13 protein-coding genes are annotated in these 15145 nt (G+C 64.7%); 6 read left to right on the top strand and 7 right to left on the bottom strand.

The genetic code is table 11. The annotated features are described in order from the left end of the window. Positions 1-40 precede the first annotated feature (40 nt). Entirely contained in the window at positions 41-1381 is a 1341-nt protein-coding gene (locus MRY84_RS13060) for an ATP-binding protein (protein WP_291506152.1), read from the top strand. A gap of 30 nt (positions 1382-1411) precedes the next feature. Continuing rightward, the gene (locus MRY84_RS13055; protein WP_142144635.1) at positions 1412-1975 is read left to right on the top strand and encodes a response regulator transcription factor; all 564 of its coding nucleotides are present in this window, start codon (positions 1412-1414) and stop codon (positions 1973-1975) included. 13 nt (positions 1976-1988) lie between these two features. On the opposite strand, the gene sbmA is transcribed toward MRY84_RS13055, so the two are convergent. From sbmA to MRY84_RS13020, 7 genes are all read right to left on the bottom strand, one after another. After that, positions 1989-2978 (bottom strand): peptide antibiotic transporter SbmA, encoded by a 990-nt coding sequence (gene sbmA, locus MRY84_RS13050; protein WP_291506151.1) that lies wholly within the window; start codon positions 2976-2978, stop codon positions 1989-1991. 149 nt (positions 2979-3127) lie between these two features. Beyond that, on the bottom strand, positions 3128-3370 hold the full coding sequence (locus MRY84_RS13045; protein WP_291506150.1) for an ankyrin repeat domain-containing protein: 243 nt from the start codon (positions 3368-3370) through the stop codon (positions 3128-3130). A gap of 9 nt (positions 3371-3379) precedes the next feature. Further along, positions 3380-5740: a DUF3592 domain-containing protein gene (locus MRY84_RS13040; RefSeq protein ID WP_291506149.1), complete on the bottom strand. Its 2361-nt coding sequence runs from the start codon at positions 5738-5740 to the stop codon at positions 3380-3382. Between the two features lie 162 nt (positions 5741-5902). After that, entirely contained in the window at positions 5903-8488 is a 2586-nt protein-coding gene (acnB, locus tag MRY84_RS13035) for a bifunctional aconitate hydratase 2/2-methylisocitrate dehydratase (RefSeq protein WP_291506148.1), read from the bottom strand. Positions 8489-8606: 118 nt separating this feature from the next. Continuing rightward, positions 8607-9236 (bottom strand): hypothetical protein, encoded by a 630-nt coding sequence (locus MRY84_RS13030; protein WP_291506147.1) that lies wholly within the window; start codon positions 9234-9236, stop codon positions 8607-8609. Between the two features lie 32 nt (positions 9237-9268). Then, the gene (locus tag MRY84_RS13025; protein ID WP_291506146.1) at positions 9269-10336 is read right to left on the bottom strand and encodes an aldolase/citrate lyase family protein; all 1068 of its coding nucleotides are present in this window, start codon (positions 10334-10336) and stop codon (positions 9269-9271) included. 15 nt (positions 10337-10351) lie between these two features. After that, positions 10352-11338, bottom strand: a complete 987-nt coding sequence (locus tag MRY84_RS13020) for a malate dehydrogenase (protein ID WP_291506145.1) — start codon at positions 11336-11338, stop codon at positions 10352-10354. A 214-nt stretch (positions 11339-11552) separates the two neighbouring features. Here MRY84_RS13020 and MRY84_RS13015 point away from each other — a divergent pair, with 214 nt between their 5' ends. The 4 genes from MRY84_RS13015 to sdhA form a co-directional block, all read left to right on the top strand. Next, entirely contained in the window at positions 11553-12350 is a 798-nt protein-coding gene (locus MRY84_RS13015) for a GntR family transcriptional regulator (protein ID WP_291506144.1), read from the top strand. A gap of 134 nt (positions 12351-12484) precedes the next feature. Continuing rightward, positions 12485-12919 (top strand): succinate dehydrogenase, cytochrome b556 subunit, encoded by a 435-nt coding sequence (gene sdhC, locus MRY84_RS13010; RefSeq protein WP_291506143.1) that lies wholly within the window; start codon positions 12485-12487, stop codon positions 12917-12919. Positions 12920-12986: 67 nt separating this feature from the next. Next, positions 12987-13352 (top strand): succinate dehydrogenase, hydrophobic membrane anchor protein, encoded by a 366-nt coding sequence (sdhD, locus tag MRY84_RS13005; protein WP_291506142.1) that lies wholly within the window; start codon positions 12987-12989, stop codon positions 13350-13352. A 29-nt stretch (positions 13353-13381) separates the two neighbouring features. Further along, a partial coding sequence (sdhA, locus tag MRY84_RS13000) for a succinate dehydrogenase flavoprotein subunit (RefSeq protein WP_291506141.1) occupies positions 13382-15145 on the top strand: 1764 nt, incomplete at its 3' end.

The following is a 15145-nucleotide window of genomic DNA, read 5'->3' as shown; positions in this document are numbered from 1 at the left end:
GCGATGCCCGCAGCGCCCCATAGCCCGCCAGCCACCACCCATGACCCCCACCCCGCGCGCAGAACCCACCACCACGCCGCAGCAACAGCAGCAACGCAGCCCGCGTGCGGCCGACGCAGCAGCGGGCATCAAGAACCTGCAGCAGCTCATCGAGCTGCGCTGGATTGCCGTGGTGGGCCAGGTGTTCACCATCGAGATGGCGCACTACAGCCTGAACCTGACCCTGCCGCTGCGCGAGATGCTGCTGGTGGTGGGCTGCCTGGCCATGTTCAACGTGGTGAGCCTGCTGCGGCTGCGCACGGGGGTCATGGTGCGGACCATCGAGCTGTTCCTGGCCCTGCTGATCGACGTGGCCGTGCTCACCGTGCAGCTGTACCTGAGCGGCGGCACCACCAACCCCTTTGTGTTCCTGTACCTGCTGCAGATCACCATCGGCGCCGTGCTGCTGCGCGGGGCCTACATCTGGTCCATCGTCGTCATCACGCTGCTGTGTTTTGCGGTGCTAGCCACACACCACCTGCCGCTGGATCTGCCGCAGGACCTGCACCAGGGGCTTTCCAGCCTGTATGTGCTGGGCCTGCTGGTGTGTTTTGTGCTGAACGCCACGCTGGTGGTGGTGTTCATCACCCGCATCAACCTGAACCTGCGCGAGCGCGACGCACGCCTGGCCGCCGCACGCCGCCGCCGTGTGGAAGAAGAACACATCGTGCGCATGGGGCTGCTGGCCTCGGGGGCGGCGCACGAGCTGGGCACGCCGCTGTCCACCCTGGCCGTGATCCTGGGCGACTGGCAGCACGACAAGCGCCTGGCCGACAGCACCCCGCTGCAAGAGGACATCCGCGAGATGCAGGCCCAGGTGCAGCGCTGCAAGAGCATCGTGAGCGGCATCCTGCTGTCGGCGGGCGAAGCGCGTGGCGAGGAGTCGGTGCAGACCACCGTGTGCACCTTTGTCGATGCGCTGGCGCGCGAGTGGCGCGGTACCCGCTCGATGCCCACGTTCGAATACGACAACCAGTTCGGCGCCGACACGCCCATGGTGTCGGACACCACACTGCAGCAGATGGTTTTCAACGTGCTGGACAATGCCCGCGACGCCTCGCCCGACTGGGTGCGCCTGGCCGTCACGCGCAATGCCGATGTGCTGAACATCACCGTGACGGACCGGGGCCCTGGTTTTGCCCCCGACATGCTGGCCAAATTGGGAACCCCGTACCAGTCCACCAAGAACCGCCCCGGCCACGGGCTGGGCCTGTACCTGGTGCTCAATGTGGCCCGCACGCTGGGCGGCAGCGTGGCGGCACGCAACCTGCCCGAGGGCGGGGCACAAGTGACCATCGAGCTGCCGCTGGCCGCCATTGCCCTGCCCGGCACCAAGACCTGAGAGGCTGAGAGTCTTTTGCTCCAACCCGCCATGCACACCGAAGACAACGCACACGATGACGACGACGGGCGCCTGCTACTGATCGTGGAAGACGACGAGGCCTTTGCGCGCACGCTCACCCGCTCGTTCGAGCGGCGCGGCTACCGCGTGCTGCAGGCCGCCAGCCTGCCCGAGGTGGAAGCCCTGCTGGCCGACCACACACCGGGCTATGCGGTAGTAGACCTGAAACTCAAAGGCGAGGCCTCGGGCCTGGCCTGCGTGCAGCGGCTGCACGCGGCCGATGCCGACATGCTCATCGTGGTGCTGACTGGGTTTGCCAGCATTGCCACGGCAGTCGAGGCCGTGAAGCTGGGCGCCTGCCACTACCTGGCCAAGCCCTCCAACACCGACGACATCGAGGCGGCCTTCGGGCTCAAGGAAGGCAACACCGAGGTGGAGCTGACGAACCGCTCCAGCTCCATCAAGACGCTGGAGTGGGAACGCATCAACGAGGTGCTGGCCGAGACGGGCTTCAACCTGTCCGAAGCGGCCCGGCGCCTGGGCATGCACCGGCGCACGCTCACCCGCAAGCTCGAAAAGAAGCAGGTGCGGTAGCGCGCCGCCGGCCCTAAGCAGCGGCCGGTGCGGCCTCCTGCATCTGCCGCTCAAACGCCCGCAGGCGCTTGTAGATCGATATCTGCTCCACCACCGTGCTCCAGTTGAGCACCAAGAACTGGAACGACTCCAGCACCTTGTCGAACGCCCGCGCAATCTGCTGCATCACCCCCAGCGTGATGGCACCTGCGATCAGCGTGGGGCCGAGTGCGATCAGCGGCACCAGCACGCTCACCTGCAGGTACGACCACTTCACCACGTCGAAATACAGGTAGTGGAAGAACAGCCGGAAGTAGTTGCGCCGCACGGCCGCAAACAGCTCAGCCGCCGTGGGCGGCGCAGCACGCGCAGGGTCGTCCTCGCCCAGCACCAGTTCCTTGCGATAGGCCGCCTCCACGCGCTGGTTGTGAAACTCCAGCCCCGGCAGCTTCACCCCCACACAGGCCAGCAGCAGCGTGCCGCCCAGCGACCAGGCCAGCGCCACCCACACCAGCGCATGTGGCACGGCACCGATCAGCGGCAGCGCCGTGACCTTGTCCGAGAGCGCCCATAGCACCGGCAAAAAGGCCGCCAGCGTCATGAGGCTGCGCATGAAACTCAGCCCCAGGTCTTCCATGGTGCGGGCAAAGCGCATGGTGTCCTCCTGCACGCGCTGGGCAGCACCCTCGATGTGGCGCAGGCGCGGCCAGGCAGCCATGTAGTACTCATTCATGGCCTGCCGCCAGCGGAAGATGTAATGCTTGCTGAAGAAGTCCACCAGCACCGCCGTCGTCACATAGATCATGGCGATGCGCGCAAAGGTGGAGAGCTGGCCCCAGAACTGCTCGGCCGTGATGCTGCCGGGCTTGCCCAGCGCTTCCTGGATCAGGTCGTAGAAGCTGCCAAACCAGTCGTTGATTTGCACGTCGAGCTGGACCCGGTAGCCGGTGGCCAGCACGATCGCGATGGAGCCCAAAAGAGACCAGGCCCACCACCGGCGGGCCAAAAAGAATGACTTGAACATGGAGGGGCGGGATCTTGGTGGTGATTGGTATTTTTTGAGCTCTGAGTATGGCGCCGCGCGAACGTTCCGCCCCGGCTGAGGTCCCGGCGGGCAAGACCTCAACGGTGTCTTCAGCCTTGCAGCCCTCGGCCCCTGGCGTCAACCGAGTCTCAACGCTGGCGCTGCGCCAGCCAGCGCTCCGCTTCCTGCTGCTGGCCAAAGCGCGCCCAATCCAGCGCGTTCTTGCCATGCGGATCCTTGCGCCAAAGATCCACTCCCTGCAATTCGAACCATTCCAGCGCTTGGACACGCCCTTTGGCGGCAGCCAGCATCGCGGGCGTCTCGCCTCGGCTGGCAGGTGCGGGCTCGTCCAGTGACTGTCCTTGTTCGGCCAGCCACTGCAGGCACGGCACACAGCCGCTTTATGCGGCCATGTGCACGGCCCCCCAGTCCCATCGATTGCGGGCCGCCAGACTGGCACCTGCCTGCACCAGACGGCGTGCGGCCGCGAGGTGGCCTCCATAGAAGGCGCGCAGCAGCGCGGTGTCCCCGCGCTCGCTGTCTTTCTGCGTCTGGCGCAGATCGGGCTGCGCCCCGGCGCTCAACAGCGCATCAATGTGCTCCAGTTGTCCTCGGTGCGCAGCCAGCATGAGCATGCTGGACCCATTGGGAGCCAGCAGGTTGGGGTTGGCGCCCTCAGCCAGCGCGCCCCGCAGCGCGGTGGCATCGCCTGCGTCTTGCGCATCCAGCAAGCGTTCATCCACTGAGGAATACGACGTCGCACTTTCCGCCGCCCCACGGCTCACTCCTTCAGCAGCCGCCGTGCGGTGAGCGGTGTTGCTCGGCGCAGGGACCCAGAACCACCAGGCAACAAGGGCCAGCACCACCAGAGCCCCCAAGGCCGGGCGTGAGTGCTGGACTCGCCTGGACCGTTGCATCCCTGCAGCGAACCGGCCGCGACGGTGGGACCAGGCCCGCGCCACTGATTGCCCGAGCGTAGTGGCCGCACCTTCGCCCGCCAAGCCGGGAGTCAGGCGGACTAGGGCGCCTGCGGCATCACGCGCATAGACGGCGTGGTAGCGTTGTTCGCTTGCGCCACTGCCAGTGGAATACAGCAGCTTGTGCACCAAGCTGCGGCTGGCATCGCCGGGCATGAGATCGGCGCGCGACCAGAGCCAGGAATGACGGCAAGCCGTGATCCCTTCGTCGTGGACGGTGAGGGTCCAACGCCGGGTGGCCGCGTGCAAGGCAAAGGCCGCCAGCGCAATCCATCCAACTGCAGCCAGAACGCCAGGGGGCAGCAGAAGGCCATGAATTCCCAATCGGCCATTGACGCCTGCCTCCAGCGCCAGCCCCGCCAACACGAGACCTGCGGCCCAGCGCCAACCGCTCTGGGTGAACTCGTACTGCCAGGCCTGCGAGGATTCCTGCAGCGTGACGGAAGGCGGAAGCACCAGGGGAATCTCCTCTTCTGCACCCTCCAGTTCGCTCAAGGGAACAATCGGAACCACCTGCTTCCAGGCCGCGCGCCGGTCGAATCGGTCGGACGATGCGTCGCTGTTCGATGTGTGCTGCGCAGCTTGCACAGGCAGCTCATAACTCAGTTCGGCCGTGCCGCCGGGCGTGGGCAGCATTTCCACCCGCCAATCCACACGTTCACCGGAGCGGCGGCTGCCGTGCGGCGGTGCATCCGGCGGCACGGCGAAGCGCGCAACCAGCCTCAGCCCTCCGTCGGCCGTGGGCTGCACCCGTGCCCCCTCGGTAAAGGACTCCACACAGCGTTCAGGCGAGCCGGAGCTGGACTCGTCCACACGGTAGTGCGCCAGCCGCAGTTGCAGTCCTTGTCCCTGCGGGCAGGCGGCCGCGGCCCGCGCCGGCAGCAACAGTGTCACTTCAACAGGATGGCCTGCGCGCGGGTGGGAAGGCAGCGTGGTCAGCGAAGAACCCGCGTACCGCCACCCCAGGTAAGTCTGTCGAACCGAAAATGCCAGCAGCGCCAGCCCAACCACCACAAAGATGGAAATGAAGGCCTTGGCGAACCAGGGCGTGCCAGACGTGGTCCAGAACAAGGCCGCCATGGGAAAGGCGATGCCACACCAGAAGATGGTGAACAGCCAGATGGCGCCCGAAGAGCCGCCAGACACGCCCCCCTTGGACTGGCTAACCCCTTCCAAACCGTGCGCTTGCGCGAAGTCGCTGCCGCGCTCCTCGGACGCAGAATCCGCGGGCTTGAAGAGGCCCAGCAAGGTGCGCAGAAAAAACCAGGCCGCTACCAGCCCCACTCCGGTGAAGACGAGGGCGAAGGGCAAGCGGAAAATCTGCAGGGACCAGCGTACCGAGCGATCGATGAGCGACTGTGATGGGTCATCGGGATTCACCCAGACCGTGATGCGCTGTCCCGCAGCCTGCGCAGTTTGCAGGCGCCCCACCCATTGGCGGTGCCAGTCGTCGATGTTGTCGCTGTTGCTCAGCGCGTCCAGGCCGACACGGGTGCTCTCGTAGTCTTTGCCCGCGACCTGGTAGCGGTAGCGGGTCTGCGCCTCGTAGGTCGGGCCTTCACTGCCGCGGTGCGTCTTGAGCTGGACCGACAGGACTTCAGCCTGCACCGGGTGCCAGCCGCGCACCTGCAAGGCGGTTTGCAGGGTGTGGACCAAAGGCTTGAGCCCCACATGGTAGCCGCCCAGTCCAAAGACGACTGCGAAGAGCGCGCTGAACAGCAGTGCGCCAATGCCTGCCCCCACGCTGCGGATTTTGATGGTGTTGCCGTCTCCCTCTCTGGCCATGGATGTTCCCTCCATTTCGATTTGTTTTTGTGCCGTGAGCATAGCGACAGGATCATGACAGTTGCATGACATCGTCGTCTTGCCAAAAAAAAGCGGCTCCCAAGAGCCGCTTTTTGCTGGCCTGCCGCCCGCTGTAGGCGACAGGCAGATGGATCTGGCTGATCAGGCTGCCACGCCGTCGGCCACTTCCTTGTACTCGGCGATCTGGTCGAAATTCATGTACTTGTAGATCTTGTCGCCGTTCTGGTTGATGACGCCGATGTCGGCCAGGTACTCTTCCTTGGTGGGAATACGGCCCAGCTTGGAGCAGATGGCGGACAGTTCGGCCGAGCCCAGGTACACGTTGGTGTTCTTGCCCAGGCGGTTGGGGAAGTTGCGGGTGCTGGTGGACATCACGGTAGCGCCTTCCTTCACCTGTGCCTGGTTGCCCATGCACAGCGAGCAGCCGGGCATTTCCATGCGGGCGCCGGCCGCGCCGAACACACCGTAGTGGCCTTCTTCCGTGAGCTGGTGCGCATCCATCTTCGTGGGCGGGGCCATCCACAGCTTGACGGGGATGTCCTTCTTGCCTTCAAGCAGCTTCGACGCTGCGCGGAAGTGGCCGATGTTGGTCATGCACGAGCCGATGAACACCTCGTCGATGGCAGCACCCGCCACATCCGACAGCGTCTTGGCGTCATCGGGGTCGTTGGGGCAGCAGACGATGGGTTCGGTGATCTCGGCCAGGTCGATCTCGATCACGGCAGCGTACTCGGCATCCTCATCGGGGGCCAGCAGCTGAGGGTTGGCCAGCCAAGCTTCCATGGCCTGGATGCGGCGGCCGATGGTGCGGGCGTCTGCATAGCCTTGGGCGATCATGTTCTTGAGCAGGACGATGTTCGAGTTGATGTACTCGATCACGGGCTCCTTGTTCAGGCGCACCGTGCAGCCAGCGGCAGAGCGCTCGGCCGACGCGTCGGACAGCTCGAATGCTTGCTCGACCTTCATGTCCGGCAGGCCTTCGATTTCGAGAATGCGGCCCGAGAAGATGTTCTTCTTGCCCTGCTTGGCCACGGTGAGCAGGCCTTGCTTGATGGCATACAGCGGAATGGCATGCACCAGGTCGCGCAGCGTAACGCCGGGCTGCATCTGGCCCTTGAAACGCACCAGCACCGACTCAGGCATGTCCAGGGGCATCACGCCCGTGGCCGCAGCGAAAGCCACCAAGCCGGAGCCCGCGGGGAAGCTGATGCCGATGGGGAAGCGGGTGTGCGAGTCGCCGCCCGTGCCCACGGTGTCGGGCAGTAGCATGCGGTTGAGCCAGCTGTGGATGATGCCGTCGCCAGGCTTGAGCGAAATACCGCCGCGCGTGCTGATGAAGTCAGGCAGTTCGTGGTGCATCTTCACGTCCACTGGCTTGGGGTAGGCAGCCGTGTGGCAGAAGGACTGCATGACCAAATCGGAGCTGAAGCCGAGGCACGCCAGGTCCTTCAGTTCGTCGCGGGTCATGGGGCCGGTGGTGTCCTGCGAGCCCACCGAGGTCATGCGCGGCTCGCAATAGGTGCCGGGCAGCACGCCCTGGCCTTCGGGCAGGCCGCAGGCGCGGCCGACCATCTTCTGGGCCAGTGTGAAGCCCTTGCCCGTGGCAGCGGGCTGCTGCGGCAGGCGGAACAGCGTGGAAGGTGGCAGGCCCAGGGCCTCGCGCGCCTTGGCGGTGAGGCCACGGCCGATGATCAGCGGAATGCGGCCGCCGGCACGCACTTCGTCAAACAGCACTTCGCTCTTGACTTCGAACTCGGCGATCACGTTGCCGTCCTTGAGCGCCTTGCCAGCGTAGGGCAGCAGTTCGATCTCGTCGCCCATGTTCATCTGGCTCACGTCGAGCTCGATGGGGAGTGCGCCGGCATCTTCCATGGTGTTGTAGAAGATCGGAGCGATCTTGCCGCCCAGGCACACGCCGCCAAAGCGCTTGTTGGGCACAAAGGGGATGTCTTCACCCGTGAACCACAGCACGCTGTTGGTGGCCGACTTGCGGCTGGAACCGGTGCCCACCACGTCACCCACGTAGGCCACCAGGTTGCCCTTGGCGCGCAGGTCTTCGATGAACTTCACCGGGCCACGCTTGCCGTCTTCCTCGGGCGTGATGCCATCACGCTTGTTCTTGAGCATGGCCAGGGCATGCAGCGGGATGTCGGGACGGCTCCAGGCGTCGGGCGCGGGCGACAGGTCGTCGGTGTTGGTTTCGCCCGTGACCTTGAACACGGTGAGCTTGATGCTCTGGGGCACTTCGGGGCGGCTGGTGAACCATTCGGCATCGGCCCAGCTTTGCAGCACGTCCTTGGCGAAGGTGTTGCCCTTGTCGGCCTTTTCCTTCACGTCATGGAACTGGTCGAACATGAGCAGCGTCTTCTTGAGGCCTTCGGCAGCCACCGAGGCCACGGCCGCGTCGTCCAGCAGGTCGATCAGGGGCGTGAGGTTGTAGCCGCCCAGCATGGTGCCCAGCAGCTGCGTGGCCTTCTCGCGGCCGATCAGCTTGCACACTTCAGTGCCGTGCGCCACAGCCGCCAGGTAGCTGGCCTTGACCTTGGCGGCATCGTCCACGCCAGCCGGCACGCGGTGCGTGATCAGGTCCACCAGCGTGGCCTCTTCGCCTGCGGGAGGGTTCTTGAGCAGTTCGATCAGTTCGCTCGTCTGCTTGGCGGTCAGCGGCAGGGGCGGAATGCCGAGGGCGGCGCGCTCGGCCACGTGGTCACGGTAGGCTTTCAACATCATTTTTCTCCGGGTTGCGTTCTAAAGTGGGGCGGCGCGCTGTGCGCGGCGTGGTTGACCCGCTGCGCACCTCACGCACAGGTCGTGCAGTGGTTTTCCGTTCGGAGCGAGCTCGGACTTACTTCAGCGGCTCCAGCACGCTCACGGGCGGGTTCTTCTTGATGGCCTCGGCCACCACCACCTGCTGCGGGCTCATGCATTCGTCGGCCAGGCGTTGGCCCAGCTTCTGGTTCATCAGCATGGATTTGTTGGCGATCTGCAGCCAGACCGCACCACCCTTTTGATCCTCCAGGCGGACCGTGCCCGTGGTGGTGGCCACCGGGGCCATGAAATACTTGAAGCCCTTGCCTTCCACATGGAAGTGACCCGGGCTTGCGGGCTCGGCCGTCACGGTGACGTAGGCGCCGAGTTCGCAGGGGATGCGGCCCACGTGCACGCGTTCGGCAATGGCCAGCTCTTCGGGTGTCAGGGCGGCTTCGGCAGCGATGATGCCGGCCGCCGCTTGGTTGGCCGCGCTCTTGAGCTGGGTGCGGCTGCTGGTGCCTTCGGTCTTGGCCACCGCAGATTTCTTGGCGGCAGGCGCCTTGTCGGCAGTCTTTTCGGTCGCCTTGGCCGACTTCGCCACGGGCTTTGAAGCCGGTTTGGCGGTCGCCTTGGTTTCAGGCTTGGCGTCTGCCTTGGCAGGGGTTTGCGCCATGGCAAGGGCTGGGGCCAGCAGCATCAGGGCAGAGGCGATAAAGGATTTCATGGAAGGTCCTGCGTGGAAAGATTCTGGAATGTTCACAAGAGAACGGAGGCCGGCGCGTCAAACCAATGGCGCACGCCGAGCGGTAGTGTGCGCCCGGTGCGGTGGGCGCGCTCGAGGACCTGCCAGTAGAAGCGGTAGCTGGCGCGGTCATGCAGTACACCTTCAAAACTGATGGGAGCCCAATCAGCATGAGCGGCAGCTGCTATTATTTTTGAAGCAATCTCAATGTCATCCTGCCGCGGCGCGAAGGCTTGCAGGATGGGCCGGATCTGTGCGGGATGAATGCTCCACATGCGGGTGTAGCCCAGCTCCCGCGCAGCCCGGCTGGCGGCGCCTTGCATGGCCGCCGCATCGGTGAACTCGGTCACCACGCAGTGCGAGGGCACCTTGCCGTGGGCATGGCAGGCGGCAGCAATCTCCAGCTTGGCACGCACCACGAGCGGATGGGAAAACTGCCCTGCCGAAGTCATCCCCTCTGCCGGGATGGCGCCCCCATGGGCCGACACGAAATCCATCAGGCCAAAGCTCAGGCTCTGCACGCGCGGGTGCGCGGCAATCTCAAAAGCACGGTGCACTGCAGCTGGCGACTCGATGAGGACGTGCAGCGGCGGGGGTGTGGCAGAGGCTTTCTCCAGAGCCCGTTCTGCCTTCAACACATCGTCCACCGATTCCACCTTGGGCACCATGAGGTGGCTGAGCCGGTGGCCCGCTTCGCCCACGATCGTGGCGACATCGCTGGCGAAGGCGGGGTGGTCCACCGGGTGGACCCGGGCCGCCACGCGGGCACCGGGCGCCGCGCCCACGGCCAAGCTGGCAACCAGCCGGGCGTGATCGGCTTCGAGCCCCACCGGAGCACCATCTTCGCAATCGAGGGTGACATCAAAAACGCAGGTACCGAACTCCTGCGTCATTTCGGCCTGCAGTTGCAGGCTCTTGCGCATGCGTGCCTCGACACCGCTGTAATGGTCGCACACCGGCAAAAAACCGGTCTGCGCCTGGGCGCCCAGCAGCACATCGCGTGGATGGGGTGGTGCAGCGCCCGGCCCCTGCACAGGGGCCCGGGCGGCCTGATGGCCCGATGCCTGGGGCGTCGGCTGCATGGCGCTCACCCTGATTTACAGCAGGTGCTTGACGCCGTCTTGCTCGCCTTGCAGCTCAGCCAGCGTGATGTTGATGCGCTCTTGCGAGAAGGCGTCGATCTCCAGGCCTTCCACGACCTTGTATTCGCCGTTTTCGCAGGTGACGGGGAAGCCGAACATCACATCCTTGGGGATGCCGTACTGGCCGTCCGATGGCACACCCATGGTGACCCACTTGCCGTTGGTACCCAGGGCCCAGTCGCGCATGTGATCGATGGCGGCATTGGCAGCCGAGGCAGCCGACGACAGGCCGCGCGCTTCAATGATGGCGGCACCGCGCTTGCCCACGGTCGGCAGGAAGGTGTTGGCGTTCCATTCCTGGTCGTTGATCATCTTGGCAACGCTTTCGCCGTTGATGGTGGCGAAACGGTAGTCGGCGTACATCGTGGGCGAGTGGTTGCCCCACACGGTCAGCTTTTCGATGTTGGCCACAGGCTTGCCGGTCTTGGCAGCAATCTGGCTGGCAGCGCGGTTGTGGTCCAGGCGCAGCATGGCGGTGAAGTTCTTGCGGGGCAGGTCAGGCGCCGACTTCATGGCGATGTAGGCGTTGGTGTTGGCAGGGTTGCCCACGACCAGCACCTTCACGTCACGCGAAGCCACGGCGTTCAGGGCCTTGCCCTGGGCCGTGAAGATGGCGCCATTGACGGCCAGCAGTTCGGCACGTTCCATGCCGGGACCACGGGGGCGCGAACCCACCAGCAGGGCGTAGTCGGCATCCTTGAAGGCGGTCATGGGGTCGCCGTGGGCGGTCATTTCCACCAGCAGCGGGAAAGCGCAGTCGTCCAGCTCCATCATCACGCCCTTGAGCGCCTTTTGGGCCTTTTCGTCGGGAATTTCCAGCAATTGCAGGATGACGGGCTGATCCTTGCCCAGCATTTCGCCGGAGGCGATGCGGAACAGCAGGGCGTAACCGATTTGACCAGCGGCACCGGTGACGGCAACGCGAACGGGCTTCTTGCTCATGGTGAGAACTCCAGGGAAGTGAGGAAAACAGGTGTGTGTGCAACGCAAGCACCAGCGCCTGTTACCAGCAGCCCGTGCCCCGCAAAACAGCCTTGGAGTGTACCGCCGATTGGGCACACCGGTCAATTTGTCTTATGTCTTATATAAGATATGATTGGACGTTCCGGAGAAGCCCCCTCCCCACCCTGCGAAGCACGCCACTTTCCTCATCGCCATGTCCTCGCTTCCGCTCAACGCCGACCATCCCGCACAGCCTTTGGCCAGCGCAGGCACTGCGGGAACCGCTACGCCAGCGTTCAGTCCGCTGTACCAGCAGATCAAGGGGCTCATCCTGCAAAGCCTGCAGCAAGGCGAATGGAAGCCCGGCGAGTCGATCCCGAGCGAGATGGAACTGGCCGCTCGATTTCGGGTGAGCCAGGGCACCGTCCGCAAGGCCATCGACGAACTGGCCGCAGAAAACCTCCTGATGCGGCGCCAGGGCAAGGGAACCTTCGTGGCCACCCATGCCGAACAGCAGGTGCAGTACCGCTTCCTCAAGCTGATGCCAGACACCGGCGATGCCCGCGTGGAAGGGCCGGCACAGCGCAAGGTGATCGATTGTCGCCGTGTGCGCGCCAGCGCCGATGTGGCACGCGCCCTGGCGCTGCGCAGCGGCGACGCGGTGGTCCAGGCGCGGCGCGTCCTCGCGTTTGCAGGCGTGCCCACCATCCTGGAAGACATCTGGCTGCCCGGCCACGCTTTCAAAGGCCTGACGGCCGATCAGCTCGCCAACTACCAGGGTCCCACCTACGCCATGTTCGAGCTCGACTATGGCGTGCGCATGGTACGTGCGGAGGAGAAAATCCGCGCCGTCCTGCCCGACGCGGACCAGGCAGCCATGTTGCAGGTCCCGCAGGCCACGCCGCTGTTGAGCGTGGAACGCATCGCATACACCTACAACGACGTTCCGATGGAGTTACGGCGGGGCCTGTACCTCACCGACACGCACCACTACCGTAACGAACTGAGCTGACGCCACCCTGGCAACCCAGCGGAAACATCAATCATTGAGTTGACCCCGTCACCTACCTTGTTGCGTTGCAATAGAATTTTGCGTTCTTTGCCTGCCGAAATTACAAAGCAGTTACATCCACGAAAGCACCCAACATGACCGAACTCGCCAAGAAACGGCCTGAATTCCGCAACATCAATGCCTTCAAGGACCTGACCACCTACCGCTTGCCGCCCGCAGGCTGGGTGTCGATTCTGCACCGCGCCAGCGGGCTGATCATGTTCCTGCTGCTGCCCTTCATCATCTGGATGTTCGACACGTCGGTGTCGTCTGAAATTTCGTTCGGCAAGTTCAAGGCGGCATTCATTGCAGGCATTGGCTTCGTTCCGGGCTGGTTCCTCAAGCTGGTGGTGTTAGCGCTGATCTGGGCCTACCTGCACCACTTCATCGCTGGCCTGCGCCACCTGTGGATGGACGTGAGCCACAGCGCCGTCAACAAGCAATTCGGCAAGAGCTCCGCCGTGTTCGTGCTGGCCGTGAGCATCGGCCTCACCCTGGTGCTCGGCGCCAAGCTGTTCGGCCTCTACTGATCACCCACCCACCAGACCAAAGGCAGCTTGCCCTTGGCGAGCCACCGAAGAACGAGAGGAAAGATTCATGTCCGTCAATTACGGTTCCAAGCGCGTCGTCGTCGGCGCCCACTATGGCCTGCGCGACTGGCTCAGCCAGCGCGTCACGGCTGGCCTGATGGCCCTTTTCACCCTGGTGATCCTGGCGCAGGTCATCTTCACCAAGGGCCCCATCGGCTACGACTTGTGGGCTGGCATCTTTTCTGCCCAGTGGATGAAGGTGCTGACCTTCTCCGTCATCGTGGCCCTGGCGTGGCACGTGTGGGTGGGCATGCGCGACATCTTCATGGACTACATCAAGCCCGTGGGCGTGCGCCTGCTGCTGCAGGTGTTCACCATCGTCTGGCTGGTCGGCTGCGCTGGCTGGGGTATCCAGGTTCTGTGGCGTCTCTGATTGATCCCCGCGACTGAAGGCATAAAACAATGAGCTACACCAACGCTAACATCACCAAGCGCAAGTTCGACGTCGTCATCGTCGGCGCCGGCGGCTCCGGCATGCGCGCCGCGCTTGAACTCTCCCGCGCGGGCCTGAACGTGGCCTCGCTGTCCAAGGTATTCCCCACCCGCTCGCACACCGTGGCGGCACAGGGCGGCGTGTCCGCGTCGCTCGGCAACATGTCCGAGGACAACTGGCACTACCACTTCTACGACACCATCAAGGGCTCCGACTGGCTGGGCGACCAGGACGCCATCGAGTTCATGTGCCGCGAAGCACCCAAGGTGGTGTACGAGCTGGAACACTTCGGCATGCCGTTCGACCGCAACCCCGACGGCACGATCTACCAGCGCCCCTTCGGCGGCCACACGGCCAACTACGGTGAAAAGCCCGTGCAGCGCGCCTGCGCCGCGGCCGACCGCACCGGCCACGCCATGCTGCACACGCTGTACCAGCAGAACGTGAAGGCCAAGACCAACTTCTTCGTAGAGTGGATGGCCCTCGACCTGATCCGCGACGCCGATGGCGACGTGGTGGGCGTGACGGCGCTGGAGATGGAAACCGGCGATCTGTACATCCTGGAAGCCAAGACCGTGCTGCTGGCCACCGGCGGTGCCGGCCGCATCTTTGCCGCGTCGACCAATGCCTTCATCAACACCGGCGACGGCCTGGGCATGGCCGCACGTGCCGGCATCGCGCTACAGGACATGGAGTTCTGGCAGTTCCACCCCACCGGCGTGGCCGGCGCGGGCGTGCTGCTGACCGAAGGCTGCCGCGGCGAAGGCGCCATCCTGCTCAACAGCAATGGCGAGCGCTTCATGGAGCGCTACGCCCCCACGCTGAAGGATCTGGCCCCGCGCGACTTCGTGTCCCGCTCGATGGACCAGGAAATCAAGGAAGGCCGTGGCTGCGGCCCCAACAAGGACTACGTGCTGCTCAAGCTCGACCACCTGGGCGCCGACACCATCCACAAGCGCCTGCCCTCGGTGTACGAAATCGGCGTCAACTTCGCCAACGTGGACATCACCAAGGAGCCGATTCCTGTGGTGCCCACCATCCACTACCAGATGGGTGGCGTGCCCACCAACATCAACGGCCAGGTCGTGCGCCAGGCCAACGGCGTGCACAACGAGGTGGTCAACGGCCTGTATGCCGTGGGCGAATGCGCCTGCGTGTCGGTGCACGGCGCCAACCGCCTGGGCACCAACTCGCTGCTGGACCTGCTGGTGTTCGGCAAGGCCGCCGGCCGCCACATTGTCGAGTTCAACAACAAGAACAAGGAGCACAAGCCCCTGCCCAAGGACGCGGCTGACCGCACCCTCGAGCGCCTGAACCAGCTCGACAAGTCCACCGACGGTGTTTACGCCCAGCGCGTGGCGGGCGACATCCGCTCCACCATGCAGCAGCACGCCGGCGTGTTCCGCACCCAGGCCAGCATGGACGAAGGCGTCAAGAAGATCGCCGACATCCGCGCCAGCGTGGCGGGCGTGACGCTCAAGGACAAGTCCAAGGTGTTCAACACGGCCCGCATCGAAGCGCTGGAAGTGGACAACCTGATCGAAGTGGCGCAGGCCACCATGGTGTCCGCCGCCGCCCGCAAGGAATGCCGTGGCGCCCACACGGTGTACGACTACGAACACCCTGCCGACCATCCCGAGTTCCCGCTGGGCCGCAACGACAAGGAGTGGATGAAGCACACCCTGTGGTACAGCGAAGGCAGCCGCCTCGACTACAAGCCGGTCAACCTCAAG

The sequence above is a fragment of the Acidovorax sp. genome, assembly GCF_022763525.1.
Classification (GTDB): domain Bacteria; phylum Pseudomonadota; class Gammaproteobacteria; order Burkholderiales; family Burkholderiaceae_C; genus Acidovorax.
The sequence above is the reverse complement of the archived record's forward strand: the minus strand, read 5'-3'. Positions and strand labels throughout refer to the sequence as shown.

Coding starts and splice junctions, on each gene's coding strand:
- MRY84_RS13060 (WP_291506152.1), top strand. CDS start 41: ATGACCCCCACCCCGCGCGCAGAACCCACCACCACGCCGCAGCAACAG.
- MRY84_RS13055 (WP_142144635.1), top strand. CDS start 1,412: ATGCACACCGAAGACAACGCACACGATGACGACGACGGGCGCCTGCTA.
- sbmA (WP_291506151.1), bottom strand. CDS start 2,978: ATGTTCAAGTCATTCTTTTTGGCCCGCCGGTGGTGGGCCTGGTCTCTT.
- MRY84_RS13040 (WP_291506149.1), bottom strand. CDS start 5,740: ATGGCCAGAGAGGGAGACGGCAACACCATCAAAATCCGCAGCGTGGGG.
- acnB (WP_291506148.1), bottom strand. CDS start 8,488: ATGTTGAAAGCCTACCGTGACCACGTGGCCGAGCGCGCCGCCCTCGGC.
- MRY84_RS13030 (WP_291506147.1), bottom strand. CDS start 9,236: ATGAAATCCTTTATCGCCTCTGCCCTGATGCTGCTGGCCCCAGCCCTT.
- MRY84_RS13025 (WP_291506146.1), bottom strand. CDS start 10,336: ATGCAGCCGACGCCCCAGGCATCGGGCCATCAGGCCGCCCGGGCCCCT.
- MRY84_RS13020 (WP_291506145.1), bottom strand. CDS start 11,338: ATGAGCAAGAAGCCCGTTCGCGTTGCCGTCACCGGTGCCGCTGGTCAA.
- MRY84_RS13015 (WP_291506144.1), top strand. CDS start 11,553: ATGTCCTCGCTTCCGCTCAACGCCGACCATCCCGCACAGCCTTTGGCC.
- sdhC (WP_291506143.1), top strand. CDS start 12,485: ATGACCGAACTCGCCAAGAAACGGCCTGAATTCCGCAACATCAATGCC.
- sdhD (WP_291506142.1), top strand. CDS start 12,987: ATGTCCGTCAATTACGGTTCCAAGCGCGTCGTCGTCGGCGCCCACTAT.